The 25666-nt window shown below is 62.5% G+C and carries 22 protein-coding genes; 9 read left to right on the top strand and 13 right to left on the bottom strand.

What is annotated here, in order from left to right; translation table 11 throughout:
- Window positions 1-34: 34 nt before the first annotated feature.
- Entirely contained in the window at window positions 35-1354 is a 1320-nt protein-coding gene (gene ahcY, locus ACYU7Q_RS12790; RefSeq protein WP_460609816.1) for an adenosylhomocysteinase, read from the top strand.
- Between the two features lie 77 nt (window positions 1355-1431).
- Here ahcY and ACYU7Q_RS12785 read toward each other — a convergent pair whose 3' ends face one another.
- From ACYU7Q_RS12785 to ACYU7Q_RS12765, 5 genes are all read right to left on the bottom strand, one after another.
- Window positions 1432-2103 carry a hypothetical protein gene (locus ACYU7Q_RS12785; protein WP_460609815.1) on the bottom strand — a complete coding sequence of 224 codons (672 nt, stop codon included), beginning with the start codon at window positions 2101-2103 and terminating at the stop codon, window positions 1432-1434.
- A gap of 125 nt (window positions 2104-2228) precedes the next feature.
- Window positions 2229-3281: an LLM class flavin-dependent oxidoreductase gene (locus tag ACYU7Q_RS12780; protein WP_460609814.1), complete on the bottom strand. Its 1053-nt coding sequence runs from the start codon at window positions 3279-3281 to the stop codon at window positions 2229-2231.
- 137 nt (window positions 3282-3418) lie between these two features.
- On the bottom strand, window positions 3419-5650 hold the full coding sequence (locus tag ACYU7Q_RS12775; protein ID WP_460609813.1) for a prolyl oligopeptidase family serine peptidase: 2232 nt from the start codon (window positions 5648-5650) through the stop codon (window positions 3419-3421).
- Window positions 5651-5721: 71 nt separating this feature from the next.
- Window positions 5722-6813 carry a hypothetical protein gene (locus ACYU7Q_RS12770; RefSeq protein WP_460609812.1) on the bottom strand — a complete coding sequence of 364 codons (1092 nt, stop codon included), beginning with the start codon at window positions 6811-6813 and terminating at the stop codon, window positions 5722-5724.
- 61 nt (window positions 6814-6874) lie between these two features.
- Entirely contained in the window at window positions 6875-7876 is a 1002-nt protein-coding gene (locus tag ACYU7Q_RS12765; RefSeq protein ID WP_460609811.1) for a sugar phosphate nucleotidyltransferase, read from the bottom strand.
- Window positions 7877-8077: 201 nt separating this feature from the next.
- On the opposite strand from ACYU7Q_RS12765, the gene ACYU7Q_RS12760 reads away from it, so the two are divergent.
- From ACYU7Q_RS12760 to ACYU7Q_RS12745, 4 genes are all read left to right on the top strand, one after another.
- Window positions 8078-8656: a LemA family protein gene (locus ACYU7Q_RS12760; protein WP_460609810.1), complete on the top strand. Its 579-nt coding sequence runs from the start codon at window positions 8078-8080 to the stop codon at window positions 8654-8656.
- Window positions 8657-8772: 116 nt separating this feature from the next.
- The gene (locus tag ACYU7Q_RS12755; protein ID WP_460609809.1) at window positions 8773-9231 is read left to right on the top strand and encodes a TPM domain-containing protein; all 459 of its coding nucleotides are present in this window, start codon (window positions 8773-8775) and stop codon (window positions 9229-9231) included.
- Window positions 9232-9314: 83 nt separating this feature from the next.
- A complete protein-coding gene (locus ACYU7Q_RS12750) occupies window positions 9315-10085 on the top strand; it encodes a TPM domain-containing protein (protein ID WP_460609808.1) in 771 nt (256 codons plus the stop codon).
- Window positions 10086-10275: 190 nt separating this feature from the next.
- A complete protein-coding gene (locus tag ACYU7Q_RS12745) occupies window positions 10276-10455 on the top strand; it encodes a hypothetical protein (RefSeq protein ID WP_460609807.1) in 180 nt (59 codons plus the stop codon).
- A gap of 78 nt (window positions 10456-10533) precedes the next feature.
- On the opposite strand, the gene ACYU7Q_RS12740 is transcribed toward ACYU7Q_RS12745, so the two are convergent.
- The 5 genes from ACYU7Q_RS12740 to ACYU7Q_RS12720 all read right to left on the bottom strand — a co-directional run bounded on the left by ACYU7Q_RS12740 (window position 10534) and on the right by ACYU7Q_RS12720 (window position 14814).
- Entirely contained in the window at window positions 10534-11208 is a 675-nt protein-coding gene (locus ACYU7Q_RS12740; RefSeq protein WP_460609806.1) for a sterol desaturase family protein, read from the bottom strand.
- Window positions 11209-11244: 36 nt separating this feature from the next.
- Complete coding sequence (locus ACYU7Q_RS12735; protein ID WP_460609805.1) at window positions 11245-11829, bottom strand: shikimate kinase; 585 nt, start codon at window positions 11827-11829, stop codon at window positions 11245-11247.
- Window positions 11830-11866: 37 nt separating this feature from the next.
- Window positions 11867-12925 carry an ABC transporter permease gene (locus ACYU7Q_RS12730; RefSeq protein ID WP_460609804.1) on the bottom strand — a complete coding sequence of 353 codons (1059 nt, stop codon included), beginning with the start codon at window positions 12923-12925 and terminating at the stop codon, window positions 11867-11869.
- A gap of 98 nt (window positions 12926-13023) precedes the next feature.
- Window positions 13024-14181: a BT_3928 family protein gene (locus tag ACYU7Q_RS12725; RefSeq protein WP_460609803.1), complete on the bottom strand. Its 1158-nt coding sequence runs from the start codon at window positions 14179-14181 to the stop codon at window positions 13024-13026.
- A gap of 96 nt (window positions 14182-14277) precedes the next feature.
- Entirely contained in the window at window positions 14278-14814 is a 537-nt protein-coding gene (locus tag ACYU7Q_RS12720) for a DUF1599 domain-containing protein (protein WP_460609802.1), read from the bottom strand.
- A gap of 160 nt (window positions 14815-14974) precedes the next feature.
- On the opposite strand from ACYU7Q_RS12720, the gene folP reads away from it, so the two are divergent.
- The 3 genes from folP (at window position 14975) to ACYU7Q_RS12705 (ending at window position 21500) form a co-directional block, all read left to right on the top strand.
- Window positions 14975-15805, top strand: a complete 831-nt coding sequence (gene folP / locus ACYU7Q_RS12715) for a dihydropteroate synthase (RefSeq protein ID WP_460609801.1) — start codon at window positions 14975-14977, stop codon at window positions 15803-15805.
- Window positions 15806-15915: 110 nt separating this feature from the next.
- Entirely contained in the window at window positions 15916-16749 is an 834-nt protein-coding gene (gene cdaA / locus ACYU7Q_RS12710; RefSeq protein WP_460609800.1) for a diadenylate cyclase, read from the top strand.
- A gap of 344 nt (window positions 16750-17093) precedes the next feature.
- Window positions 17094-21500 (top strand): Ig-like domain-containing protein, encoded by a 4407-nt coding sequence (locus tag ACYU7Q_RS12705; protein WP_460609799.1) that lies wholly within the window; start codon window positions 17094-17096, stop codon window positions 21498-21500.
- A gap of 99 nt (window positions 21501-21599) precedes the next feature.
- On the opposite strand, the gene kbl is transcribed toward ACYU7Q_RS12705, so the two are convergent.
- From kbl to ACYU7Q_RS12690, 3 genes are all read right to left on the bottom strand, one after another.
- Window positions 21600-22796, bottom strand: a complete 1197-nt coding sequence (gene kbl, locus ACYU7Q_RS12700) for a PLP-dependent aspartate aminotransferase family protein (protein ID WP_460609798.1) — start codon at window positions 22794-22796, stop codon at window positions 21600-21602.
- Window positions 22797-22948: 152 nt separating this feature from the next.
- The gene (locus ACYU7Q_RS12695) at window positions 22949-24019 is read right to left on the bottom strand and encodes a patatin-like phospholipase family protein (protein ID WP_460609797.1); all 1071 of its coding nucleotides are present in this window, start codon (window positions 24017-24019) and stop codon (window positions 22949-22951) included.
- A gap of 42 nt (window positions 24020-24061) precedes the next feature.
- On the bottom strand, window positions 24062-24484 hold the full coding sequence (locus ACYU7Q_RS12690) for a BLUF domain-containing protein (protein ID WP_460609796.1): 423 nt from the start codon (window positions 24482-24484) through the stop codon (window positions 24062-24064).
- A gap of 157 nt (window positions 24485-24641) precedes the next feature.
- Here ACYU7Q_RS12690 and ACYU7Q_RS12685 point away from each other — a divergent pair, with 157 nt between their 5' ends.
- A complete protein-coding gene (locus tag ACYU7Q_RS12685) occupies window positions 24642-25634 on the top strand; it encodes a Rossmann-fold NAD(P)-binding domain-containing protein (protein WP_460609795.1) in 993 nt (330 codons plus the stop codon).
- The last annotated feature ends 32 nt before the right edge of the window (window positions 25635-25666 follow it).

Raw genomic sequence — 25666 nt, 5'->3', positions numbered from 1 at the left:
AGTTGAATCGCCACACAATAAATTAATCCGTATCATGGTGGAAACCACGACGAAGACGTACGTTCCGTACAAAGTAAAGGACATGAGCCTGGCCGAGTGGGGCCGCAAGGAAATCCGCCTGGCCGAAGCCGAAATGCCCGGTTTGATGAGCCTGCGCGAAGAGTTTGGCGCGGCACAGCCCTTCAAAGGCGCGCGCATTGCCGGCTGCCTGCACATGACCATTCAAACGGCCGTGCTCATCGAAACCCTCAAGGCGCTGGGCGCGGAGGTAACGTGGTCGTCGTGCAACATCTTCTCGACCCAGGACCACGCTGCGGCCGCCATTGCTGCCGCTGGCATCCCGGTGTATGCCTGGAAAGGCATGGACGAGGCTTCGTTCGACTGGTGCATCGAGCAGACGCTGTTTTTCGGCGAAGACCGTCAGCCCCTGAACATGATTCTGGACGACGGCGGCGACCTCACCAACATGGTACTGGACCGCTACCCCGAGCTGGCCGCCGGCATTAAAGGTGTGTCGGAAGAAACGACGACCGGCGTACTGCGCCTGTATGAGCGCGTGAAACAGGGCACGCTGCCTTTCCCCGCTATCAACGTGAACGACTCGGTAACGAAGTCGAAATTCGACAACAAATACGGCTGCAAAGAGTCGGCCGTGGATGCTATCCGCCGGGCTACCGACGTGATGATGGCCGGCAAAGTGGCCGTGGTGGCCGGCTACGGCGACGTAGGAAAAGGCACCGCCGCTTCGCTGAGCGGCGCGGGCGCCCGCGTTATCGTGACCGAAATTGACCCCATCTGCGCTCTGCAGGCGGCCATGGACGGCTTCGAGGTGAAGAAGATGGAAAATGCCATTCCGCGCGCCGACATCGTCATCACCACCACCGGCAACTGCGACATCATCCGCGAGGAGCATTTCCGCGCCCTCAAGGACAAAGCCATTGTCTGCAACATCGGTCACTTCGATGATGAGATTGACATGGCGTGGCTGAACAGCAACTACGGCCACACCAAGGACACGGTGAAGCCGCAGGTGGATATTTACACCATTGACGGCAAGGAGGTTATCATCCTCGCCGAAGGCCGCCTCGTGAACTTGGGCTGCGCCACCGGTCACCCCTCGTTCGTGATGTCGAACTCGTTCACCAACCAGACCCTGGCCCAGTTGGAGCTGTGGCAGCGCGCCGACCAGTACGAAAATCAGGTGTACACCCTGCCCAAGCACCTCGATGAGAAGGTAGCCCGCCTGCACCTCGCCAAAATCGGCGTGGAGCTGGACGAGCTGACCGCCAAGCAGGCCGATTATATCAAAGTGCCGGTAGAAGGTCCGTTCAAATCGGATTTGTACCGTTACTAGAACGTGTTAAACCAACAGCAAAAAAGGCCGGCTCACACATGTGGGCCGGCCTTTTTTGTCTGCGGGGAATGAAACGGCTACTCCAGCATTACGCGGTGAGAGACAATGGTGCTCCCAGCCACGCCCAGTTGAAGGGTGTAGGCACCAGTGGGCAACGCGGGCAGTTGCAATTGCCAGTGGCCGCCCTGTGGAAGGAGGGCTTTGCCGCTACTGATGTAGCAGGTGCGGCCCACCGCGTCCAGCAGCTTAATGGAATCGACTTGTTTGTCGCTTGGGATTGTAAGCGAGAGCGCACCGCCAACGGCGGGCGTTGGGTACACCGCCCACCCTTCTCGGGCGTGCGTGGTGGTGGCCAATGGGCTACGCACTTGGAACGTGAGGGAGGCGGTATCGCGGCGACCTTCGCAGAGTTGGTTCCCGCCTGCCGCCTCTACGCTGATAAAAGACACGGTGTAGGTGCCCACTGGCAAGCGGCCAACGCTCACCGAATCCATAAATTTGGACTGGTTGGTTGAATAGCCTATCTGATAACAGCCGGTGAACGTCATGTTTTGGCCGGTAACGGAAAAACTCGTGTTGATGCGGTAGCTTACCGCGCCCGTCCTTGCCAAAAAATATAGCTTAACAGCGTCAGAACTGGTAGGATTTGCGGGTTCTACAATCGGCCTGATGAAAAGATTGGGGTTGCCTTGGGCAAAGGCCGCAGGGGCAGCCAACATCAGGAAGAGCAAAGTAACAAGTTGACGCATAGAGTGGAAGGGTGAAGGTGGAAAAGGGTTGCAACGCAAATAATTTCCCAAGGTTTCACCGTATTCCCTCGCTTTGTTCACGCATTGGCTTTCCAGCTCGGTGAGCTATGCGTTTGGCAAAAAAGCTACACCTGCACGGGCGCAACGTTGCCCAGCGCTGCCCGCACGGCTGGCGCTACCTGCGTGCCCAGCAGCTCAATGGAGCGCAGTACGCTTTGATGTGAAATACCTTCGATGACAAGCTGGGCCAGGAAACGCGTGTTATTGAACAGTTTGTGCTGATAAAGCAATTTGTCAATAATATCCTGCGGCGAGCCCACCAGCAGCGGGCCCTGTGGGCCACAGAGGTAGTCGAAGTGGCGGCGGTCCATAGGCGACCAGCCGCGCTCGCGGCCTATGCGGTTCATGAGCTGTGAGTAAGGCGGGAAAAACTCGTCACGGGCCTGCTCGGCGGTGTCGGCCAGGTGCAGATGGCAGTTGATAGCGAGCTGCAACGCGTCCACGTCGTGGCCGGCTTTCTGGGCTGATTCGCGGTAGAGCTCGGCAAACGGCACGTACTGCGCGGGCGCACCGCCCAGGATGGCAATGGTGAGCGGCAAACCCAGCTGTCCGGCCCGAATGACCGAGGCCGGCGTGCCGCCCACACCAATCCAGACCGGAATTTTGGCCTGGGCGGGGCGCGGGTATACGCCTTTGGCATCGATGGCGGCGCGGTGCTTGCCCTGCCAGGTCACCACTTCGTTCTCGTTGATGTTCAGCAGCAATTGCAGCTTCTCAATGAATAGCGCATCGTAGTCCTTCAAATCCTGCCCGAAGAGGGGAAACGACTCGATAAAGGAGCCGCGCCCGGCGATAATCTCGGCCCGGCCGTTGGAAATGAGGTCAACGGTAGCGAAATTCTGGAAGGTGCGCACCGGGTCGACAGAACTGAGAACGGTGACGGCGCTGCTCAGCCGGATGCGCTTGGTGATGGCGGCCACGGCGGCCAGAATGACTTCGGGGGCCGAGATGATGAAATCGGGGCGGTGGTGCTCGCCGAGGGCCAGCACGTCGAGGCCGGTTTCATCGGCCAGCTTGCCCATGGCCAGGAGCTCCTGCATGCGTTGGGCGGCGGCGTGGTCCTGGCCGGCTACGTGGGCAGGGGCTATTTCGCCGAATGAGCTAATTCCTATTTGCATATGATTGGGCGGATTGAGTCGGATAAAGCAGAGACGCATAATTGCGTCTCGTCGTTGAACAACCGGTAATGGGGCCAGGCGTTTTCGTTCAATGACGAGACGCAATTATGCGTCTCTACAGCAGTCAGTAAAAAGGCTTACTTCACGTCCGGCGTCACGCCCATGTTGGCGTAGCAGAAGCTCCACACGTCGGCCCACTCGTCGATTTGCAGCTTGGTGCTTTTGCCCGCGCCGTGGCCGGCGTTCACGTCCACGCGGATGAGGGTGGGATTGGGGCCGGTGTTGGCGGCTTGCAGAGCGGCGGCGAATTTGAAGGAGTGCGCGGGCACCACCCGGTCGTCGTGGTCGGCGGTGGTGATGAGCGTGGCGGGGTAGGCGGCGGGCTTCAGGTTGTGCAGGGGCGAGAACTTCAGCAGGTTCTCAAACTGCGCTTTATCGGCCGAGGTGCCGTATTCGGGGGCCCAGTTCCAGCCGATGGTGAAGGTCTGGTAGCGCAGCATGTCCATCACGCCCACGGCGGGCAGGGCCACTTTGCAGAGGTCGGGGCGCTGGGTCATGGTGGCGCCTACGAGCAGGCCGCCGTTGGAGCCGCCCGCGATGGCGAGGTGGTCGTAGTCGGTGTACTTGCTGGTTTTGAGGTACTCGGCGGCCGCGATGAAGTCGTCGAATACGTTTTGCTTGTTGGGCGTCATGCCGGCTTTGTGCCAGGCTTCGCCGTACTCGCCGCCGCCGCGCAGGTTGGGGATGGCCAGCACGCCGCCGTTTTCCAGCCACAGCATGCGCGCCACCGAGAAGCCCGGCGTGAGCGAGATGTTGAAGCCGCCGTAGGCGTAGAGGTAGGTGGGATTTTTGCCGTTCAGCTCCACGCCTTTTTTGTGGATGATGAACATGGGAATCTTCGTGCCGTCCTTGCTCGTGTAGAACACTTGGGTGGTCACGTAGTCCTGCGGGTTCACGTCCACCTTCGGGGCACGGAACACGGTGCTGGTGTTGGTGGCCAAGTCGTATTTGTAAATCGTGGTCGGGTAGGTGAACGACGTGAAGGCGTAGTATACCGACTTGGCATCGCGCCGGCCACCGAAGCCGCTGGCCGTGCCAATGGCCGGCAGCTTCACGTCGTGCTCGAATTTGCCCAGCTCCGAATACACTTTCACCTGCGAGCTGGCATCGTTCAAATAATCAGCAATGAGCTTGCCGCCCACCTGGGTCACGCTTTCCAGCTTGTTCTTGCTTTCGGGCAGCACGTCGTGCCAGTTGGCTTCGGCGGGCTTCTTGGGGTCGATGCGGATGACGCGGTAGTTAGGTGCCTTGTAGTTGGTGTACACCAGCACTTCGCCGCCCACGTTGCCAATGACGCTGTTGTTGAATTCGTAGCTCGAAATGAGCATGGTCCAGGTCTTGGCCTGCTTGGGGTCGGTGAGGTCGCGCACCAGCAGCTGGTTGCCGTCGGCCTTGCCGTCGGTGAGCGTCAGGGCCAGGAACCGCTCGTCCTCGGTCGCATTAGCAAAGCGGAAACCGAGGGGCATTTTGGGGTTTTCGTACACCAGCTGGTCGGCGCTCTGCGGCGTGTTCAGCTTGTGGAAGTACACCTTGTGGAACTCATTCTTGCCCGAAAGGCCGTTTTCACCGGCTTTGGGGGCGTCGTAGCGGCCGTAGTAGAAGCCGTTTTTGGTCCACGACGTGCCGGATACCTTCACCCATTCCAGGGTTTCGGGCAGCAGCTTATTCGTTTGCAGGTCCATGATGCGGACCTTGTGCCAGTCGGAGCCGCCGCCGCTGGTGGCGTAGGCCAGGTAGCGGTGGTCGTTGCTGAACTCGGTGCCGGCCAGGGCGGTGGTGCCGTCGGCCGAGAATTTGTTGGGGTCAAGCAGAATCTGCGGCTCTTCGGTACCGCGCTGGCGGTAGAGCACAGCCTGGTTCTGCAAGCCATCATTCTTGCTGAACACCAGCTCCGAACCCACCTGCTCAGGCACCCCAAACCGCTCGTAGTTCCAGATTTTGGTGAGCCGCTCGCGGATTTTATCGCGGAACGGAATCTGCTTCAAATAGCCGAAGGTTACCTCGTTCTCCGCCGTCACCCAAGCCTTGGTTTCGGGCGAGTCGAGGGCTTCGAGCCAGCGGTAGGGGTCAGGCACTTTGGTGCCGAAATAGGTGTCGGTGAAGTCGGTTTTGCGGGTTACGGGGTATTTCACGGGGGGCAGGGGGGTAGGCAGCTCCAAGCCGGCGCGGCGGCTGGGCTCGCCTTTTTCGGGCACGGTGGTTTCGGTGAGAGCCTGGTGATTGGGCAGGGTGTTGCGGGCGGGAGGCGCGGTGGCGCGGCAAGCCGTGGCAGCCGCCAGAATGGCGACCAGGGGTAAAACAGCTTTCATAAAAAAAGGAAGAAAGATGAAGGCCGTTGCCAGCCGGACTAAGTGCGTGAAAAATCTGGGTCAGTTGAAAGTCAATCCATTTGAACATCGTCGGCCACGGCGCCGCCCTGGCTGCTGGGAGCGGCATCGGGCACGGGGGCGGCTTGTGCTACCGCGGTAGCTACACTCGGCTGGTTGATGGCGGAGGCCACCAGCTCGGGCAGGTTGGCGTGCAGCCAGCGCAACTCCTCGTCCACGCGCTGGCTCACCAAGCGCTCCACTTCCAGGCGCTGGGCGGGGCTGAGCTGGTCGAGAACCGGCGTAGCCGGGGCATTGTTGGCCTCGGATGCCGAAGCAGCGAGTATCAACGCTTCGGCGCGCTTCACGCGGGCTGCGGAGTCGGCCACGGCGGCGCTGGTTTCGGCTGCGGCGGCCTGGGCCGCGGTGGCGGCCTGCTTGGCCAGCAGGGTTTCGCGGCGCTGCTGGCGGCGCCACTGGCCCAGCGTCACGCGCAACATGATGTAGAGCACCAGACTGAGGATGCCCAGGATAAGCGCCAGCGGGGCCGCAAACCGATAAAGCAGGCTGCCCGGGCCGGTGGCAGGCAGCGCCACGGCCGAGGGGCCGGCGGCATCGCGCTCGGCGGCAGCCTGGGCTTCGGCGGCTTCGGCCGGGCCGGGGGCACCGGGAGTGGTGGCAGCAGTGTCGGCCGTTTCCGGGGCCATGGCGGCCGAGACTTCGCCCAGCGGCGTGCCCGAGGTCACGTAGTTGGTGAGGGCGGTTTCGAGGGCGGCCACGCGGGCCATGCGGGCGGGGTCTTTGCGGCGGGCGGGCGAGCTTTTCAGCTTGCTCACAATGGCTTTGGTGAGGGCGGCCAGCCGGGCCGGGTTGTCTTTCTTGCCCTGATAAATAGCGCCCCGGCCCTCAATGGACTGGTACAGCACGCTGTACACGCGCAGGCTGTCGGGGCGGATGCTGGCGGCCAGGGCATCGAGGTTGCCGCCTTCGCAGCGCACGGTGCTTTTGAGGTTGGGCCGGCCGGCGTCGTCGTACACGAAACGCACCGTGGCGCACCAGATTTGTACCTTGCTTTCATCGAGCGAGGGCTGGCCGAGGGGCGTTTGGGCCGAAGCAAACAACGGCAGGGCAACAGCGAAAGCAAGCAGCAGGCGACGGAAAATCATGCGCAGAAAAATGGTTGAGGGCCGAAAAGTACGAAATGCCGGCCCAGCGTCCACATCCTTCTTAGCTGTAGTCTATTTCGGTATTATCCCCAATATTCAGCGAGTGGTTCATGCCCCGGAACGAGGCGTCGGAGCCCACGATGCAGTCGTGCATCACGGCCGCGCGCAACTCCGAGTAGCTCCCGATGATGGAGTCGCTCAGGATGCAGTTTTTGACGATGGTTTTGTCGCCGATGGCCACGTTGGGACCGATGATGGAATGCGAAATCTGGCAGCCGCGCCCGATGCTCACCGGCGGAATAATCACGGTATCCGGGTATTCGGAATAGTTCTGGCCGTCGAGAAACTCGGGGCGGTTCAGCAGGCGGGCGTTGGCTTCGAGCAGGGTTTCCTTGCGGCCGCAGTCGAACCAGTTATCCACCGGGCAGGTCGTCATCACCTCGCCCTCTTCGATGAGGTGCATCAGGGCATCGGTGAGCTGAAACTCGCCGTGCGTACGCACGTCCGAATCGATAAGCCATTCCAGGGCCTGGGCCAGCTTTTCGGGGTAGGCGAGCTTGTAGAGACCCACCATCGCAAAGTTCGATTTCGGAATTTTGGGTTTCTCTACCACCTTGTTTACCCGGCCGTTGCTCCCGGTTTCGACCAGCCCGAACATGCTGGGGGTTTTCACCTCCTTCACGGCCAGCACCGAGCCGGGCGTGGCCATGAGGGCGGCCAGGTCCACGTCCACAATGGTATCGCCGAGCATGATGAGCACACCGTCGGGGTCGTGGCGGAACTCCTCGCGGGCAAGCCACAGGGCGTGGCTGATGCCCTCGCGCGGTTCCTGCACCACAAACGTGGCCTTAAGGTCGGGGTACTGGCGGCGCACGTAGCGCACGATTTTATCGCCCAGGTAGCCCACAATGAACACGAACTCGGTGAGGCCGGCGGCCTGCAAGCGGTCGATGATGTGGCCCAGAATGGTGTTGCCGGCCACCGGCACCAGGCTCTTGGGCTGGGTGTGGGTGTGGGGGCGCAGGCGCGAGCCAATGCCGGCAACGGGAATAACAGCTTTCATGAAACAGGGCTGTGTAATGGAGAAGGCAGGAGGACGATAAATGAAGGCGTTCGGGCCAGCTAAGCAGCAAGCTACAACCACTAGGGCTAAGCTGCGTACTTTGCCCCAAATCCGGTACCAAACCGGAGCAGGGGCTGCAAGTTTGGCCCGCTGCACTTTCAACCCGCGGATACCCTTCATTAACACCCTTCACAACCCATCATGAAACGCTTTCTTCTCTATTTCGCGGGCCTGGCCCTGTTGCTCACCCAGTCGTCGTGCGGCTACAACGGCATGGTGACGCGCGACCAGGCCGTGAAAGCCCAGGCCGGCAACGTGCAAAGCGCCTACCAGCGCCGCAACGACCTCATCGGCAACCTGGTGAACACCGTAAAAGGCGCCGCCAAGTTCGAGCAGGGCACCCTCACCAGCGTCATCGAAGCCCGCGCCAAAGCCACCAGCGTGCAGCTGAACGCCAATGACCTGACCCCCGAAAATATCAAGAAATTCCAGGATGCCCAGAGCCAGGTTTCGGCCGGGCTGGGCCGCCTGCTGGCCGTGTCCGAGAATTACCCTGACCTGAAGGCCAACGCCAACTTCCAGGAGCTGCAGGCCCAGATTGAGGGCACCGAAAACCGCATCAACGTGGAACGCAACAAGTTCAACGCCGTCACCAACGACTACAACACGTTCACCCGCTCGTTCCCGAATAACCTGTTTGCCGGCATGTTCGGCTTCCAGCCCAAGCCCTATTTCGAGGCCGATGCCGCCGCCAGCAAGGCGCCCACGGTTCAGTTTTAGGGTTGAATCCTGTGTAGGGTGCGGGGCTTGTCCCCGCCCGCCGTCCGCGCCGGTTTAACGATTCCGTGCAATGCTGGGCGGGGACAAGCCCCGCACCCTACTCACATATTAATTCCATGAATTCCCCCCTCACTCCCGCTCAGGATGCGGCCCTGGTGGCCGCCATCCGGCAGGCCGAAGTCACCACTTCCGGCGAAATCCGGGTGCATCTCGAAGACACCTGCCCCACGCCCGAGCCGCTGGACCGCGCCGCTCAGGTATTTGGCGAGCTGAACATGCACAAAACCGCCGCCCGCAACGGCGTCCTGTTTTACCTGGCCTGGCAAAGCCGGCAGTTTGCCGTCATCGGCGATTCGGCCATTAATGCGGCCGTGCCCGACGACTTCTGGGAAACCACCAAGGAAGCCGTGCTCGAGCAGTTCCGGCACGAAAACTACGTGCTGGGCCTGGAGCGCGGCATCAAAATGGTGGGCGAACAGCTGAAGCGCTATTTCCCCTACAACGCCGCCACCGACCAGAACGAGCTGGACGATTCCATTTCTTTCGGCGGCCAAAAACCGTCTTCCGACGCATGAAAAATTCCGTGGCTACTGCCAGGATATCAATTTTGTCCCGCCTCCCCGTCGTAAAGCCGGGCTCGCCAAGGGCGTGGTGGCCGATGCTGCTACTGTTTTTTGGGCTGGTTTCGGCCTTCAATGGCGCGGCGCAAAACATCCCACCCCGGCCCAACCCGCCCCGCCTCGTCAACGACCTGGCCGGGCTGATGCAAGGCGGCGAAGCCGACCAACTGGAGCGCAAGCTGGTGGCCTACGACGACAGCACCTCGTCGCAAATCGCCGTCGTTACCGTCCCAAACCTCGACGGCGATGAAATTGCCGACTACGCCCAGAAGCTGTACGAAAGCTGGGGCATTGGCCGCAAGGGCAAGAATAACGGCATTCTGATACTGGTGGCCCAGCAGGAGCACGCCGCCCGCATCCAGACCGGGTACGGCTTGGAAGGGGCCGTGCCCGATGCCCTGGCCAAGCGCATCATCAGCAACACGCTGGTGCCGGCCTTCCGCCAGAACCAGTACTACGCCGGCCTGGACAGGGCCACCGACCAGCTCATTGCCCTGGCCAAAGGCGAATACCAAGCCGACCCGGCCGACGCCCAACGCCGGGACCAGGGCGACCACACCGGCTCAGGCTTTCCGTTCTGGATTATTATCCTCGTGATGGTTATCGTGTTCACCATGTTGCGCAACCGGGGCGGGGGCGGCCGGGGTAACCGGGGCTTCGGCGGTGGCTTCATTCCCCCTATCATTTTCGGGGGCGGCGGCTTCGGCGGAGGTGGCGGCGGCTGGGGTGGCGGTGGCGGCGGAGGTGGCGGCTTCGGAGGCTTTGGCGGCGGCAGCAGCGGCGGCGGCGGCGCCAGCGGCAATTGGTAAAGCGGCAACTGCGCGGATTGAAATAACCGGCAACAGCCCGGTCGAGACTTCCTCGGCCGGGCTGTTTTGCTTGAATAACTACTGGTTGCGATGGGTTGATGCTAACCTTTTGGCCGCGGGCACAGTATCAGCCCTAACCCGCTGGCCCGCGTGCTTGCGGCTTTCACTCCCTTCTTCATTCTTTCACGCCATGAATGCTTCCCGTTTTACCCTCTTCTTATTTCTCTGCTTTCTGGCCACTTCGCTGACCGGCTGTGCGGCCATCGGCGATATTTTCAAAGCCGGGGCCTACACCGGCATCATTGCCGTGTTCATCGTGGTCGCGCTGCTGTTCTTTATCGTGAGCAAAATACGTGGCCCGCGCCCCTAATCCGGCGCTTGGCAACAATAAAAAAGCGCGGCTCCTGCATAGGAGCCGCGCTTTTTTGTGCCGTGGGCCGTCGGAAAGCTAGGCGTTTTTCTTGCTGGGCATGGTGCCGATGATGTGGTCCCAGAGCGTGCTGCTCACACCGAAGGCCACTTCGTCCTGCCGGTAGTGGTGCTGGCTGTGGTGCGTCCACCACACTTTCAGGAAGTTTTTGGGTGGCGAATAGGCGTGAATGGCATAATGCACAAACAGGTACATGGCGTAGCCAAACGTGAAGCCCGACAGCAGCCCAAACGCATACGAGCCAAAGCTGAAGCGGAAAATGAAGAACAGCAGCGACGCCACAAACACCGTGATGATGGGCGGCATGGCCAGGCGGGTCTTGTCCTTGGGGTATTCGTGGTGCACGCCGTGCATGGTGTACTGGAACTTGGCGCGGCCCGGCGTAGTGGCCGGAATGTGGTACACGTAGCGGTGCACCAGGTATTCCACCAGCGTGAAAGCCAGCAGCCCCACCAAAAACAGCCCCAGCGCCGCCACACCCGTCATGAAGCCGTGTGTGAGGCCATAATACATGCTGATGATGCCCGTAGCCGCAAAAATGCCCACCGGCAGCGCAATGTGCGTGTGCGAAAGCCGCTCCAGCACCGGGTTCTGGAAGAGCTGCGCCGAGCCTTTGTGTTTGGGGCGTACGGGAGCTGTTGAAGGGGTAGGAGCCTCGTTTACAGCTGGTTCTTCGGTGGATACTGATTGCATAGGGGTAACTAACGTCGAACGAATCAATTAACAAAATTACGATGCGGGCGGCAATGTAGCGGGCAGGGCAAATCCGGCCCCCGCCAGCTGGGCCACCACGGCCGGCAGCGTGCAGGCCGCCCCGCAACGCAGCCGTGCCTGGGCATAAAACTTACTTCGGGCGGCCAGGGTTTCGCGCAGCCAGGCCTCGGCCCCGCCGGCAGCGGCCAGCAACGGGCGTTTGGCTACTTCATCGGGGGGCAGGCGGGCGGCCAGCACTTCGATGGGCACGTCGAGCCAGAGCGTGGGGCCGGCCTGGTTGAGCAGCGCCATGTTGTCGTGAAAGCAGGGGGTGCCGCCACCCGTGGCGAGCACCAGCGGCGGCCCGGTGTGGGCGAGGGCATCGCGCAGCACCGCCGCCTCTACGGCCCGGAAGCTGACCTCCCCGTCTTCGGCAAAAATCGCCCGCACGCTGCGGCCGGTGCGGGCTTCGATGGCAACGTCCAGGTCGAGAAAGGGCCGGTTGAAGTGGGCTGCCAGCTGGCGGCCGAGCGTGGTTTTGCCCGCGCCGGGCAGGCCCACCAGGCTCAGGTGCCCGGAGCCGCCGCGAGAAATAATGGCGTCGGTGGGAAGCGGTTTCACAGTTATGGCCTGAGTTGGAATAATGTTGTTGCAGCTCTTAGCTGAGCTTCACGCGCGGGTCGAGCACGGCGTAGAGCACATCTACCACAATATTTATCAGCACAAACAACGCAGCTACAAACAGCGTAGCGCCCATCACCACCGGGAAATCGAGGTTTTCGACGGCGCGCAGCGTCACAGTGCCCAGGCCTTTCCAGTTGAAGATGTATTCGATGAAAAACGCGCCCGCCATGAGCGAGGCCAGCCAGCCCGATACGGCCGTGACGACCGGGTTCAGGGCGTTGCGCAGAGCGTGGTGCAGCACCGTGGTGGTGCGGCTCAGGCCCTTGGCCCGCGCCGTGCGGATGTAGTCCTGGCTCAGCACGTCGAGCATGCTGGAGCGCGTGAGCTGCGTGATGATGGCCAGCGGCCGGATGCCCAGGGCCACGGCCGGCAGCAGCAGGTTGCGCAGGACCAGGTGCCGCTCGCCCGTGAACGGGTCCGTTTCATACAGCTGCCCGGTGAGGCTCAGGCCCGTCCAGTGGCTCCAGTAGAAGCCGAAGGTGACGGCAATGAGGATAGCCGCCACGAACGACGGCACCGAAATACCCAGCACCGAGGTACTCACCAACACCCTATCGAGCCACGACTGCGGCCGCAGCGCCGCCACCACGCCAAAAGCCACGCCGCCCACGCTGGCAATGAGCATGGCCGCCAGCGCCAGCCACATGGTGCCGGGGAAATAATCGAGCAGAATGCGCAGCACGTCCTTGTTGCTCTGGAAGGAGCGGCGCAGGTAGGGCGTTTTCAGCACCAGTGCCTTGCGGCCCAGCGGCAGCAGCGCGAATCCGCCGTAGCGGGCGCGGCCGGCCGAGTCGGCCGGGTGCAGGCCCAGCGGCGAAATATCGTTGAGGTAGCCCACCAGGCGGGCGGGCAGGGGCTGGTCGAGGCCGAGGTCGGCGGTGATGGCGGCTTTGGTGGCCAGGTCGCTGCGCTGGCCGGCCAGCAGCGCGGCGGGGTCGCCGGGCAGCACGTTGAAGAGCAAAAACACCGTGCAGGCCACGCCCACCAGCACGAGCAGGCCCTGGGCTAAGCGACGGAGAATAAAAGGGAGCATCTCTAAGGTATGAGGGTAGAAAGGTAGGATGGGAGGAGGGTAAAGGGCCAAAGAAATAACCTCTTACCCTCCTGCCCCCATGCCCTCCTGCCCTAACGTTATTGCAGCTTCTCCTCCACTTTCCCGATGCTTGGGATGTCGTGGTAGTGGTACTTGCCTTTTACAACGCCGTCCTTCAGCAGCAGGAAGCCGGGATTGGAGCGGATGATGGACTTGAGCACCGTGGCATCGGCGAAGTAGAAGGGCACGGCCAGGTTGGCACTGTGGCGGAACACATCGAACTCGGCCGGGCTGCTGCTGGTGATGACGAGCGGCGTGATGCCCCGGCGCGAGGCTTTGGCGTCGTCGAGCAGCTGGTTAATCTGGGCGTACCGGTCGCGGTCGGCCTTGTCTACGTCCTGGATGATGAGCACCAGCTTGTTGCCGCGCAGCAGCTCGGGGGTGTAGTCGCCTTCATCGTTCCAGACCTTGAAATCGGTGATTTTGGGGCCGTCTTCGGGGTTGAGGGGCTCCATGCTCTTGTAGGTCCAGGTCGAGTCGGGGTAGGTGGTGAAATCCTCGGTCTTGCCGTTTTTCTCCATGGTGTACTTGTAGCGCAGCGGGGCGCGGGCCTTCATCAGCTGGCCGATGTTGTTGCCGACTTTATAGGGCAGGAAATCGAAGTAGGGCAGGTGGCCCAGCGCCCGCACCCCAATGCCGATGGCAATGGCCGTGACAAACGTCATGGTCATCACCCCGAACATGCCCTGCACGAAGGAATGGCGCAAAAACCGCTGGTGCGTGAACACAACGGCCCACAGCACCAGCAAAAACAGGTCTTTAAAAAACGAAGTCCAGGGCTTGAGCTTGATGAAATCGCCGAAGCACCCGCAGTCCGTTACCTTATTAAACGCCGCCGAATAGAAGGTGAGGAAGGTGAAAAACACCAGCAGCGCCAGCAGCGCCCACAGCGTGATGCGCAGGTGCCAGCGCAGCAGCAGCGCCGCGCCCAGAATAACTTCGGCCGAGCTCATTAGGATGGAGAGCGTGCGGGCAATGCCCTTGAACCACAGGAAGAACCCCGCCAGGCTGGGCAAGGAGGCGGCAAACACTTCGAAATATTCTTCCAGCTTATAAGCCGTGCCCACCGGGTCGTTCAGCTTGATGAGGCCGGAAAAAATGAACAAAGCCCCGAGCAAAAACCAACACACACGGGTGAGGGTGCGCAACGGATGCGAGGCAGGAGCAACGGCGGTAATCGAGCTGGGGACGGACATAGGGAACAAAGGTAAGGCGGGGGCAAAACGCGCGGGCAAGGTATTGGGTTATTGCATGGACCTGTCATCCTTCGCGGCGCTCCGGATGACAGCTTTTTACCCCTCGCCCTTCAAAATCAGCGCAAACACGGCGTAGTTCAGCATGTCGCGGTAGCTGCCTTCCACGCTCTCGCTCACCAGGGCCGCGCCGCCGATGTCTTCGAGTTGCTTCACGCGGTGCAGCTTCATCAAAATCAGGTCGGTGATGCTCGATACGCGCATTTGCCGCCAGGCTTCGCCGTAGTCGTGGTTTTTGGCCAGCAGCAGGCGGCGGTTTTCGGCGGCTTCGTGGTCGTAGGCGTGGGCCACGGCATCGGGGGCCATGTCGAGCGGGGTGTCTGGGGGCAGGTGCAGCTGCATCAGGGCAATGAGGCAGTAGTTGATGATTGCCACGAACTCCTCGTTCACGTCATCGGCCACCAGTTGCACGCCGGTTTCCTGAATGGTCCGGATGCGGTTGGCCTTGATAAAAATCTGGTCCGTGACCGAGGGCAGGCGCAAAATGCGCCACGCCGTGCCGTAGTCGTGGGTTTTGGCCAGAAACAGGGTGCGGCAGCGGGCCAGCAGCAGGTCGTAGTGTTCGGGGGTATTCAATGGGTGAATGAGTGAATAGATGAATGAGTGAATGAGCGTTGCACCATCTTCACTGCCGCAAGTTCGCCTCCGTTAATGGATATTGAGCTTTCGTAGCTCTGAATCCTGCCTCATGCGTTCTTTGGTTCATTCACCCATTCACCCATTCGCTCATTCACTGTTGTCGCCCCACGGCCGCCTGCTCGACCTACGCCGGCCGCAGGTGATGGGCATTCTCAACCTCACGCCCGACTCCTTCTTTGCCGGTAGCCGCGTGGCTTCCGAAAGAGACCTGTTCGCCCGCGCCGAAGCCATGCTCGAATCCGGAGCTGCTGTGCTCGACCTCGGTGCCTATAGCACCCGCCCCGGTGCCGAGGACATTGCCGCCGAAGAAGAAACCCGCCGCCTGCTGCCGGCCGTGGAGGCCCTGCGCCGGGAGTTTCCGCAGGCCTTTCTCTCCGCCGATACCTTCCGGGCCGGCGTGGCGGAAGCCGCCGTGCAGGCCGGGGCCGACCTGGTGAACGATGTGGGCGGCGGCACCCTCGACCCCGCCATGTTTGCCACTGTGGCCCGTCTGCGCGTGCCCTACGTGCTGATGCACCTGCGCGGCACGCCCCAAACCATGAGCAAGCTCACGCATTACGAAGACGACCTGGTGCTCACGCTGCTACGCTATTTCCGCGACGGGCTGGCCGCCCTGCGCTCCGTGGGCGTGACCGACATGCTGCTCGACCCCGGCTTCGGCTTCGCCAAAACGGCCGCCCAAAGCCACGAGCTGCTGCGCCGCCTGCCCGAGCTGCAGGCGCTGGGCCTGCCCATACTGGCCGCGTTGTCGCGCAAGAAAATGGTGTACGGTCCTCTCGGCCTCGGCCCCGAAACGGCCCTCAACGGCACCACGGCCCTGCACATGGTGGCCCTGCAAGGCGGCGCTAAGCTCCTGCGTGCCCACGACGTGGCCGAAGCGCGCCAAACCATACAATTATTTGCCAATACCTTTCCAATGGCGGAATAATGGCCGTAATTTGAAGGGCGGGAAGCCTTGTCGTGCAACGGCCGCTACCCGCCGCGCCTCTTTTGCATAGGCGCAATGCTGCTCGCCCGCCCTCTTTTCAGTCCCACCCGATGACCGGCCCATTCCCCATCAATTTCCTGCATTTCGGCTGGATTGACGCGGCCGATGTATTGCTGGTGACGGTGCTGCTTTACCAGCTCTACAAGCTGCTGCGCGGCTCGGTGGCCCTGAATGTGGCCCTGGGGCTGGTGTCGTTCTACCTGCTGTATCTGGTGGTGAAGGCCACCGGCATGGAGTTGCTCACCAAGATTCTGGGGCAGTTTATGAGCGTGGGCGTGCTGGCCAGCATCATTTTGTTTCAGCAGGAAATCCGGCGATTCTTGTTGAATGTGGGCAAGGCCACGGCCCTGGAGCGGATGCGCGGCTGGGCCTGGGGCCGCCCGGCCGAGGTGGCCCCGCTGCCCATCAGCCCCTTCGTAGAGGCCGCCAAAAGCCTCTCCAACAAGTACACCGGCGCGCTCATCTGCTTCACTCAGACCTCCGACCTCACGGCCTTCGCCGATTCCGGCGACCGGCTCGATGCCGAAATCAGCAAGCGTCTGCTGCTCTCCATCTTCAACAAAACCTCGCCCCTGCACGACGGGGCCGTGATTGTGGCCAACGGCCGCCTGCGCGCCGCCCGCTGCATCCTGCCCGTGAGCGAAAACCCCGATGTGCCCGCCTCGCTCGGCTTGCGCCACCGCGCCGCCATCGGCCTGAGCGAAGTTACCGACGCCGTGGTGCTGGTGGTGAGCGAGGAAACCGGGGCCATGAGCCTCGTGCGCCACGGCGAAGTGTACCGTAACCTGGGCACCAGCGAGCTGCGCGCCCGCCTGAACGAATGGCTCTTAGCCCCGGCCCCCAACGCCGCCAGCCCTTCGCGCAAAGCCGAAGCTGCTGCCTGATAACGGCCCCGATGAGGCCGCGCAGGGCGCACCCTATCAACTCATTTCTTGGGATAATATATTGATAACCAACTGCCTGGGGTGCGAGTTGGTGATTGGCGGAGCCAGCGATAACCGGGAGGGTATTAGGTTTTCGAACTTTTCGGTTCTACTTTTCTCAGACGTTCTGTGCTTTGCCTTTCAGGTAGTTGGGTTTTGGTGCGACTCACCCAGCGCACCCCCGGCCAAAGCCACCCGGCGGCCGGCGCAAAACCAGCCGCCAGTTGCGGCGCTACCACCCGGTTGCTTTTTTCTTCATTCCCCTTTTTTCACCCTTCTATTCAACCACTTTACTCTTTTGTCTTATGCACAAAAAAATACGCTGCGCGCAGCAGGGGCTGCGGCGCTGTGCCCTGTTGCCGCCAAAGCAACTGACGCGCCTGCTGGGTGCGGGCCTGCTGCTGCTGGGTGGGCTGGGCGCCCAGGCCCAAACCACCACGGTTTTCAACGAAACCTTTGAAGGCACCAACAGCTTCACGCTCGTCAACGGCACCGTGACCAACCAATGGGCGGTGGGTACGGCAGGGGGCAACGGCCCCACCACCACGGGCACCAAAGCGGCCTACATCAGCAACGACGCGGGCGTGACCAACGCCTACACCATTACGTCATCGTCGTTCGTGCACATGTACCGCGATGTGACCGTTCCGGCCGGCCAGGGCAACATCCAATTGGGATTTGACTGGAAGGCGGGGGGCGAAAGCACCTACGACTACATTTTGGTGCAGGTGGCGCCCACCTCGTTTACGCCGGTGGCTGGCACCGCGCTGAGCACCACCGGGGTCACGGTGTTGGCCCAAATCAACCTGCAAACGGCCTTTGGCCGCACCACGCTGCAGCTGCCGGGCAGCTTTTCGGGCAGCACCCAGCGCCTGATTTTCAGCTGGCGCAACGATGGTACGGGCGGCGTGCAGCCCCCCGCTACGATTGACAACATCGCGGTGACGAGCCAGACGGCTAATCCCTTCAGCGGCGCCTACACCATCAACAACGCGCTGCCCACGGCGGGCACCAACTTCGCCAGCTTCACCGATGCCGCTACGCGCCTAAACCAGGACGGCATCAGCGGCCCCGTGACCTTAACCGTATCGGGCGGGCCGTACACCGAGCAGTTTCTGCTGGGCGAAATAGCGGGCACCAGCGCCACCAACACCATTGTGGTGAACGGCGGCGGGCGCACCATCCGGTTTGCTTCGGCCAATACCAACCAGCGGGCGGTGGTGCAGCTCAACGGCACGGATTACACCACCATCAACAACCTGAACATTGATGCGACCGGCGGCAGCGGCACCAGCGGCACCTACGGCTACGGCGTGCTGCTGACCAACGCGGCCGACAACGACCGCATCAGCAACAACACCATCAACGCGGACATTGCCACCACGTCGAGCAACTTTGCGGGCATCGCGGTGAACGGCTCCACGGCCAGCGCCACTACCAGCGGCAACTCGGCCAACAACCTCATCATCGAAGGCAACAGCGTGAATGGGGGTTACTACGGCATCACACTGTACGGCAACAGCACGACTTCGCTGAACACCGGCAATATTGTGCGCAACAACAACGTGCGCGACTTCTGTACCTACGGGATTTATGCGGGCTACCAGGACGGGGCGCAGTTCATCGGCAACGACATCAGCCGCACGCTGCGAACCAACCCCAGCACCTACTACGGCCTCTATACCTCTGGCTCGTCGCGTAGCCTGGCCATTGAGAAAAACCGCCTGCACGACCCGTTCACGGGCAACCCGACTTCGACCAACTCCATATACGGTATTTACCTGTCTAACAGTACCGGGGCCACCGCCAGCACCACCAACGACGTGGTGAACAACGTGCTCTACAACATCAACGGCGCGGGCACGCAGTACCTCATTTATAATTCGGGCTCGGCCTTCAGCCGCATCTACAACAACTCCATCGCCGCCGACGACCAGTCGGCCACGACCAACACTACCTACGGCATCTACAACTCCGGCGCCAATACCGAAGTGAAAAACAACGTGGTGAGCATCACGCGGCCCAGCACGGGCACTAAGTACGGCCTCTACTACTCGACGGCCCCGACCAGCAGCGACTACAACGACATTTACGTGCCCAACGGCAACGTGGGCTACTACAGCACGGCCCTGGTAACGCTGGCCGACCTGCAAGCCGCCAACAACAAAACGTTTGACCCAAGCAGCATCTCGGTGAACCCGGCCTTTGTAGGGGCCAGCACCGGTAACCTGCTACCCACCAATGTGCTGTTGAACAACGTCGGTACGCCACTCACCCGCGTAACCGAGGACATTACGGGTGCCGCCCGGGGGGCGCAGCCCGACCTGGGCGCGTACGAGTTTACTCCGGTAGGTATCGACGTGGCCCCGGTGGCTCTGCTGGGCCCGGCTACGGGCACGAGCTGCTATAGCGCCGCCGAAGCGGTGGTGGTGCAGATTCGCAACGCCGGTACCGCCACCCTCGACTTTGCCACTAACCCGGCCACGGTAACGGTGGTGGCCACGCTGCCTGGCGGCCTTACGCAAACCCTCACGGGCGGCGTGAGCACGGGCACCCTGGCCAGCGGCGCTAACCTGAGTGTAACTCTGACCAACACGCTGAACTTGACCACCCCGGGCACGTACTCCTTTGCCGTGACGGCCACCGTAACCGGCGATGCCAACACTGCCAACAACGTGCTGACGCCCGGCGCTACCCGCACGGTGGTGGCCCCGGTGGCCGGCACACTGTCCCCTGCCACTTTTAACAGCTGCGGCAGCGGCAGTGCGTCGCTGACGCTGGCCGGCGCTTCCAACGGCAGCCTCCAGTACCAGAGCAGCAGCAGCGCCACCGGTACCTTCACGGATATTGCCGGCGCTACCACGGCCACGTACACCACGCCCGTGCTGAGCAGCACCACCTACTACCGCGTGCGCAGCACCTGTAATGCCAACACTACTTACAGCAACGTAGCCACCGTGACGGTGAATAACCCCGTGATTTCGGCGGCTCCCACGCCGCTTAGCACCTGCACGGGCGGCACTGCCACGCTCTCGGCCACGGTGCCGGCCGGCATTTCGGTGCGCTACTTCACGGCCGCTACCGGCGGCACCGCCGTAGGTAGCGGCACCTCCTTCGTAACCCCGGCCCTCACGGCCAATACCACGTACTACGCCGAAGCCTTCGCCGGCGGTACCGAGAACGTGGGCGCCGCCGCCTACAACAGCACGGGCCAGACCCCGCAAACGGGTGGTGCCATGTACTTTACCACGACGGGGCCCGCCACCATCGCATCGGTTACGGTTTACCTCAACGCTGGCCAGGCAGCCGGCACCATCACCATCGACCTGCGCACGGGCAGCAGCAGCAGCGGCGCGATTGTGAATTCGCAAAACCGGGCCTTTGCCGTGCCCGCTGGCCCTGCCACTGGCGTAGCGCCCTACGTAGTACCGTTGAACTACAGCGTACCGGCCGCCGGCCAATACACCTTGTACCTGAGTACTGCTACGCAAAGCGGGGTTCTGCGCGACCCTTCGGGCTCCAATACCACGGGTTACCCATATACTTCGCCCAGCGGCCTGGTGAGCATCACTGCTTCGAGCCTGTCGGGTTACTACTATTACTTCTATAACTGGGTGCTCGGCTCCGAGTGCGTGGGTACCACCCGCACCCCGATTCAGGTGAACGTAGGCGGCGCGGGCCTGGTGGCTTCGCTACCGGCTGCCACGGCCAGCACGTGCGGCCGCACCCCGTACCAGCTGGCCGGCACCATTGCCGGCACGGCCACGGGCGCTACGTACACCAGCACCGGCACGGGCACGTTCTCGCCCAATGCCACTACGCTCAACGCAACCTACACGCCTTCGGCCGCCGATGTAACGGCCGGCAGCGTAACCATCACCCTCACGCCGACCGGTCCGGCTGCTTCGTGCACCACGGCCGGGCAGGTGGTGCTGGCCATTGCATCGGCCCCCGTTGCCACCTTTAGCTACCCTGCGGGTACCTATTGCACGGGTTCGGCTAGCACGGTAGTGCCCACCCTGGCCACCGGCACCACGGCCGGCACGTTCTCGACCTCGGGCACCGGCCTGGGCCTCAACCCCACCACGGGCGCCATCAACCTGGCGGCTTCGGCAGCCGGCACCTACACGGTAACCAACACCGCGGCGGCAGCCGGGGCCTGCGCCGGGGCTTCGGCCACGGCCACCATTACCATTGTGGCCGGCCTGGCCACGCCCACGCTCACGGCCACGCCCCAGACGGGCGGCGGCGTTCTGCTGAGCGCACCGGCGCTGGCTGGAGCCACCTACCAGTTCTCTCGCAACGGCAGCCCGGTGGGCACGGCCAGCACCAGCAACACGCTGCTGCTCCCGGCCGGCTCCCCGAACGGCAACTACACCGTGGTCATCACCTCGACCTCGGGCTGCGCTTCGGCCGCTTCGGCCGCGCTGGCGGTGGTGGTGACGGGCACGCAAACGGCTTCGCTCACCGGCGTGAGCCTGCTGGTGTACCCCAATCCCACGCCCAACGGCAGCCTGACGCTGGAGCTGCGCGGCCCCCGCGCCACGGCTTCGCAGCTGACCGTGCTGAACTCGCTGGGCCAGGTGGTGCACACCAGCACCATCGCCGCCGGCTCGGCCTCGCTGAACCTGGCGCACCTGGCTTCGGGTGTGTACACCTTCCGGGTGAAAACGACCGAAGGCGTGCTGACCCAGCGCGTGGTACGCGAATAGTGTAGCGCCTCGCGCTAAGTAAAAAGGCCCGCTGCCAGCTGCCAGCGGGCCTTTTTTGTGTCTGATAAAACGGATTCAGCGGCTGGCTGAATCGAATATTTATTTCAGTACTTCCAGCTCCTTGCCCACTTTGGTGAAAGCGGCAATGGCCTTGTCGAGGTGCTCGCGCTGGTGGCCGGCGCTGAGCTGCACCCGGATGCGGGCCTTGCCCTGCGGCACCACGGGGTAGTAGAAGCCCACCACGTAAATGCCCTCTTTGAGCATGCGGGCCGCAAATTCCTGGGCCAGCTTGGCATCGTAGAGCATGACGGGCACGATGGGATGCTCGCCGGGCGTGATGTCGAAGCCGGCGGCGGTCATCTGCTCACGGAAGTATTTGGTGTTCTCTTCGAGCTTGTCGCGCAGCGCGGTGCTTTCCGTCAGCAGCTCCAGCACGCGCAGGCTCGCGCCCACGATGGCCGGGGCCAGCGTGTTGGAGAACAGGTAGGGGCGGCTGCGCTGGCGCAGCATGTCGATGATTTCCTTGCGGCCCGAGGTGAAGCCGCCCATAGCCCCGCCCAGCGCCTTGCCCAGCGTGCCGGTGATGATGTCGACGCGGCCCATCACGTTGCGGTACTCGTGGGTGCCGCGGCCGGTGCGGCCCAGGAAGCCGCTGCTGTGGCACTCGTCCACCATCACCAGGGCCTGGTACTTATCGGCGAGGTCGCAGATTTTGTCGAGCTGCGCGATGGTGCCGTCCATCGAAAACGAGCCGTCGGTGACGATGATGCGGTGGCGCGTGCCCTTGGCCACGGCGTCCTGGAGCTGCTTTTCCAGGTCGGCCATGTCGTTGTGGGCGTAGCGGTAGCGCTGGGCCTTGCACAGGCGCACGCCGTCGATGATGCTGGCGTGGTTTAGGGCATCCGAAATAATGGCGTCCTGCTCGTTGAACAGCGGCTCGAACACGCCGCCGTTGGCATCGAAAGCCGCGGCGTAGAGGATGGTGTCTTCCGTGCCCAGAAATTCGGCCAGCTTGGCTTCCAGCTCCTTATGAATGTCCTGCGTTCCGCAGATGAAGCGCACCGACGACATGCCGTAGCCGTGGGTATCAATGGCTTCTTTGGCGGCCTTGATAACCTCGGGGTGCGAGCTCAGGCCCAGGTAGTTATTGGCGCAAAAATTCAGCACTTCACCGGCTTCGTCGGTTTCAATCTCGGCGCCCTGGGGCGAGGTGATGATGCGCTCTTTCTTGAAAAGGCCGGCGTCTTTGATTTCCTGAAGCTGCTGGGTGAGGTCGGGCTGGAGGGTAGCGTACATACTTGGTGGGTTGATGGATGAGTGGGATGGTGGATTGGTGGATTGTCGACTGTCATCCTGAGCTTGCGAAGGACCTTATCACGCTCGAATAGCTTGCAGTAATCCTAACGCTGCAAAGGTGAAAGGTCCTTCGCAAGCTCAGGATGATGTGTCTATTTATTAAAAAACGCCTGCGCGCCCTTTCGCCCGCTGTCCATCAGCTGCTTTTTTTGGGCATCCGAAATCCGTTTGATTTTGGGGCTGAAGTTCAGGAAGTCGATGCTGATGGTGCGCTGCCAGTCGCCGGGCTGCACGGGGTTGAGGTTTTCGAGGGCCACGGTGTAGAGCGCGCCCATGTAGGTGTTGAAATCGGTGATGTCGTAGGGGGCGAGCTGCTGGCGGCCAGCGGGCGCGCCGTCCAGTGGTATCTGCTCGGCGCGGTCGAGGCGCAGGCCCAGGGTTTCGGGATTGAAAACACGGCCCCGGGCATCGGGCGGGCTGGGGAAGCCGGCGGGCAGGTAGCGCGGGTAGTCGAACAAATCGATGGGATAATTGGCCAGCAGGCCGCCATCGACGAGTACCTGCACGGGCTGGCCGGGCGCGGGCGTGCCGGTTATCACCTTGTTATTGGCATCGAGCAGCACGGCCCGAAAGTAGAGCGGAATGCTCATGCTGATGCGCACGGCATCGGCCACGCGCATGGTGGGGTTGGTTTCGTAGCTGAACACCTGCACGCGCTGCTGGGTGAGGTTGGTGCCGGTGGTGTAGAGGTCGCGGAAGCGGGTGGGCTGCTGCTGGGCCAGTGCGTGCAGCTCGCCGAGGGTGAGGTGGGCGTTCTGGGTTTTGCGGCCCACCAGCTCGCCGAGGTAGGTGCTGAACTCGTCGCCGCGGTACCAGCCGTATTCCTTCACCAGCCGGTGCGTGCCGCCGAAGAAGATAAACCGGCCATCATTCAGCCGCTGCACGGGCGTGGCATTCACCACATCAATTATTTCCTGGGCCGAGTAGCCCACCGCCAGCAGCGCCGCCTGAATAGCGCCGGCCGAGGTGCCACCCACTCGCTGCAAATCGCGCAGCACACCGCGCTGCTCCAGCTCCAGCAGTGCCCCGCCGTAGGCAATGCCCCGAATGCCACCGCCTTCCATCACGAGGTTGTGGTAGCGCGGCGCGGGCACTTGGGCGCGAGCCGCCGCACTTCCCAGCAGCCAGATTCCAAAATACAATAGCAGCAAGCGCATCTTCATGGCCCCAAAGATACCGCCGGGCGGTAGCCAAGCCGCCGGGCGCTACTGGTCCTGGGCGCGGCCCTGGGCGAAGTGATAAAGGCGCTGCGCAACTTCCTCGGCGGGATGTGGTGTGTGGCCGGGAGCCGCTGCCAGCGGCAGGATGCCGGCGATTTTTTCCAGGGCCTTGGCATCGGCCGGGATGTAGGCCATGCGCCAGTCGGGAAAGGCGCGCTCGGCAATGGGGCCGTAGGCCACGGTGCGCACGGCGTAGTGGCGCGGGTCGGCCTGAATGCGGGCGTAGAGCTGGCTCAGGGCGGGCTCGGGGCCTTCGAGCACTTGCATAAATTCGCCGTTGGCATGCAGCAGCAGGCCGCCGAGGCGGCTGCGCTCGTTGTGCAGCCGGGCCTTGCGCAGCAGCGGCGGCAGCGTCACTTCGTGCACCGCCCGAGAGGCCTGGCTGCGGTAAATAAGCGTGTAAAGCATAGGTTGTGGGGCATCGGCGGGGCGTGGATGCCATAACGTAAGGCGCTCCAACACCGTTGTGGGCAAAACGGTGCCCGCGCCGACGGCCCGGCCACGGCCGCCCCGGTATCTTTGCAGCCCAATTCCCACTCCCACCATCTCAACCCGCCCCCCGCGCATGGCCCTCACTCCCGGCGACCCTGAAACTTCTGTATTACCCGGCTCCGTGCTGGTGATTGGCGCCTGCGGCCAGCTCGGGCTGGAACTGGTGGCCGCCCTGCGCCAACGCTACGAGCCCCACCTGGTAGTTGCCGCCGACGTGCGCCCACCCAAAAACCCGGATTTGCTGGCCGGCGGCCCCTTCGAATTGCTCGACGTGCTCGACCGCACCCGGCTCGATAAGCTCATCCGCCAGTACCGCCCCAAGCAGATTTATCACCTCGCCGCCCTGCTCTCGGCTACGGCCGAGAAAAATCCGCTCTTCGGCTGGCAGCTGAACATGGATGGTCTGCTCATTGTGCTCGAAGCGGCCGTGGCCCACGGCGTGGCGCAGGTGTACTGGCCCAGTTCCATCGCCGTGTTCGGCCCCGATACCCCGCGCGATAACACGCCGCAGGTCACTATCATGAATCCCAACACGGTGTACGGCATCAGCAAGCTGGCCGGTGAGCAGTGGTGCGAATGGTACCACCGCAAGCACGGCCTCGATGTGCGCAGCCTGCGCTACCCCGGCCTCATCGGCTACAAGAGCCTGCCCGGCGGGGGCACCACCGACTACGCCGTGGATATTTACCATAAGGCCGTGGCCGGCGAAAACTACGAGTGCTTCCTCGAAGAAGACACCTACCTGCCCATGATGTACATGCCCGACGCGCTGAAAGCCACGCTGGACCTGATGCACGCCCCGGCCGAGCAAATCAAGGTGCGCACCAGCTACAACCTGGGCGCTATGAGCTTCTCGCCGGCCGAAATCGCGGCCAGCATCCAGCAGCACGTCCCCGATTTTGAAGTCACCTACAAGCCCGACGGCCGCCAGCAAATCGCCAACTCCTGGCCCGCCAGCATCGACGACTCCAAGGCCCGCCAGGATTGGGGCTGGCAGCCCGATTTCGACCTCGATAAGATGACCGCCGACATGCTGCTGCATTTGAAGCAGATGCAGCCGGCGTAGCAAACCCCCTTCGCTTAGAGCAAAAAGCCCCG

The organism is Hymenobacter terrigena, assembly GCF_054776515.1.
Note: the sequence above shows the minus strand (reverse complement) of the source record. Positions and strands in the feature narration are given on the sequence as shown.

What these genes read in the sequence shown, in the direction of transcription:
- ahcY (WP_460609816.1), top strand. Translation starts at nt 35, where the DNA reads ATGGTGGAAACCACGACGAAGACGTACGTTCCGTACAAAGTAAAGGAC.
- ACYU7Q_RS12785 (WP_460609815.1), bottom strand. Translation starts at nt 2,103, where the DNA reads ATGCGTCAACTTGTTACTTTGCTCTTCCTGATGTTGGCTGCCCCTGCG.
- ACYU7Q_RS12780 (WP_460609814.1), bottom strand. Translation starts at nt 3,281, where the DNA reads ATGCAAATAGGAATTAGCTCATTCGGCGAAATAGCCCCTGCCCACGTA.
- ACYU7Q_RS12775 (WP_460609813.1), bottom strand. Translation starts at nt 5,650, where the DNA reads ATGAAAGCTGTTTTACCCCTGGTCGCCATTCTGGCGGCTGCCACGGCT.
- ACYU7Q_RS12770 (WP_460609812.1), bottom strand. Translation starts at nt 6,813, where the DNA reads ATGATTTTCCGTCGCCTGCTGCTTGCTTTCGCTGTTGCCCTGCCGTTG.
- ACYU7Q_RS12765 (WP_460609811.1), bottom strand. Translation starts at nt 7,876, where the DNA reads ATGAAAGCTGTTATTCCCGTTGCCGGCATTGGCTCGCGCCTGCGCCCC.
- ACYU7Q_RS12760 (WP_460609810.1), top strand. Translation starts at nt 8,078, where the DNA reads ATGAAACGCTTTCTTCTCTATTTCGCGGGCCTGGCCCTGTTGCTCACC.
- ACYU7Q_RS12755 (WP_460609809.1), top strand. Translation starts at nt 8,773, where the DNA reads ATGAATTCCCCCCTCACTCCCGCTCAGGATGCGGCCCTGGTGGCCGCC.
- ACYU7Q_RS12750 (WP_460609808.1), top strand. Translation starts at nt 9,315, where the DNA reads ATGCTGCTACTGTTTTTTGGGCTGGTTTCGGCCTTCAATGGCGCGGCG.
- ACYU7Q_RS12745 (WP_460609807.1), top strand. Translation starts at nt 10,276, where the DNA reads ATGAATGCTTCCCGTTTTACCCTCTTCTTATTTCTCTGCTTTCTGGCC.
- ACYU7Q_RS12740 (WP_460609806.1), bottom strand. Translation starts at nt 11,208, where the DNA reads ATGCAATCAGTATCCACCGAAGAACCAGCTGTAAACGAGGCTCCTACC.
- ACYU7Q_RS12730 (WP_460609804.1), bottom strand. Translation starts at nt 12,925, where the DNA reads ATGCTCCCTTTTATTCTCCGTCGCTTAGCCCAGGGCCTGCTCGTGCTG.
- ACYU7Q_RS12725 (WP_460609803.1), bottom strand. Translation starts at nt 14,181, where the DNA reads ATGTCCGTCCCCAGCTCGATTACCGCCGTTGCTCCTGCCTCGCATCCG.
- cdaA (WP_460609800.1), top strand. Translation starts at nt 15,916, where the DNA reads ATGACCGGCCCATTCCCCATCAATTTCCTGCATTTCGGCTGGATTGAC.
- ACYU7Q_RS12705 (WP_460609799.1), top strand. Translation starts at nt 17,094, where the DNA reads ATGCACAAAAAAATACGCTGCGCGCAGCAGGGGCTGCGGCGCTGTGCC.
- kbl (WP_460609798.1), bottom strand. Translation starts at nt 22,796, where the DNA reads ATGTACGCTACCCTCCAGCCCGACCTCACCCAGCAGCTTCAGGAAATC.
- ACYU7Q_RS12695 (WP_460609797.1), bottom strand. Translation starts at nt 24,019, where the DNA reads ATGAAGATGCGCTTGCTGCTATTGTATTTTGGAATCTGGCTGCTGGGA.
- ACYU7Q_RS12690 (WP_460609796.1), bottom strand. Translation starts at nt 24,484, where the DNA reads ATGCTTTACACGCTTATTTACCGCAGCCAGGCCTCTCGGGCGGTGCAC.
- ACYU7Q_RS12685 (WP_460609795.1), top strand. Translation starts at nt 24,642, where the DNA reads ATGGCCCTCACTCCCGGCGACCCTGAAACTTCTGTATTACCCGGCTCC.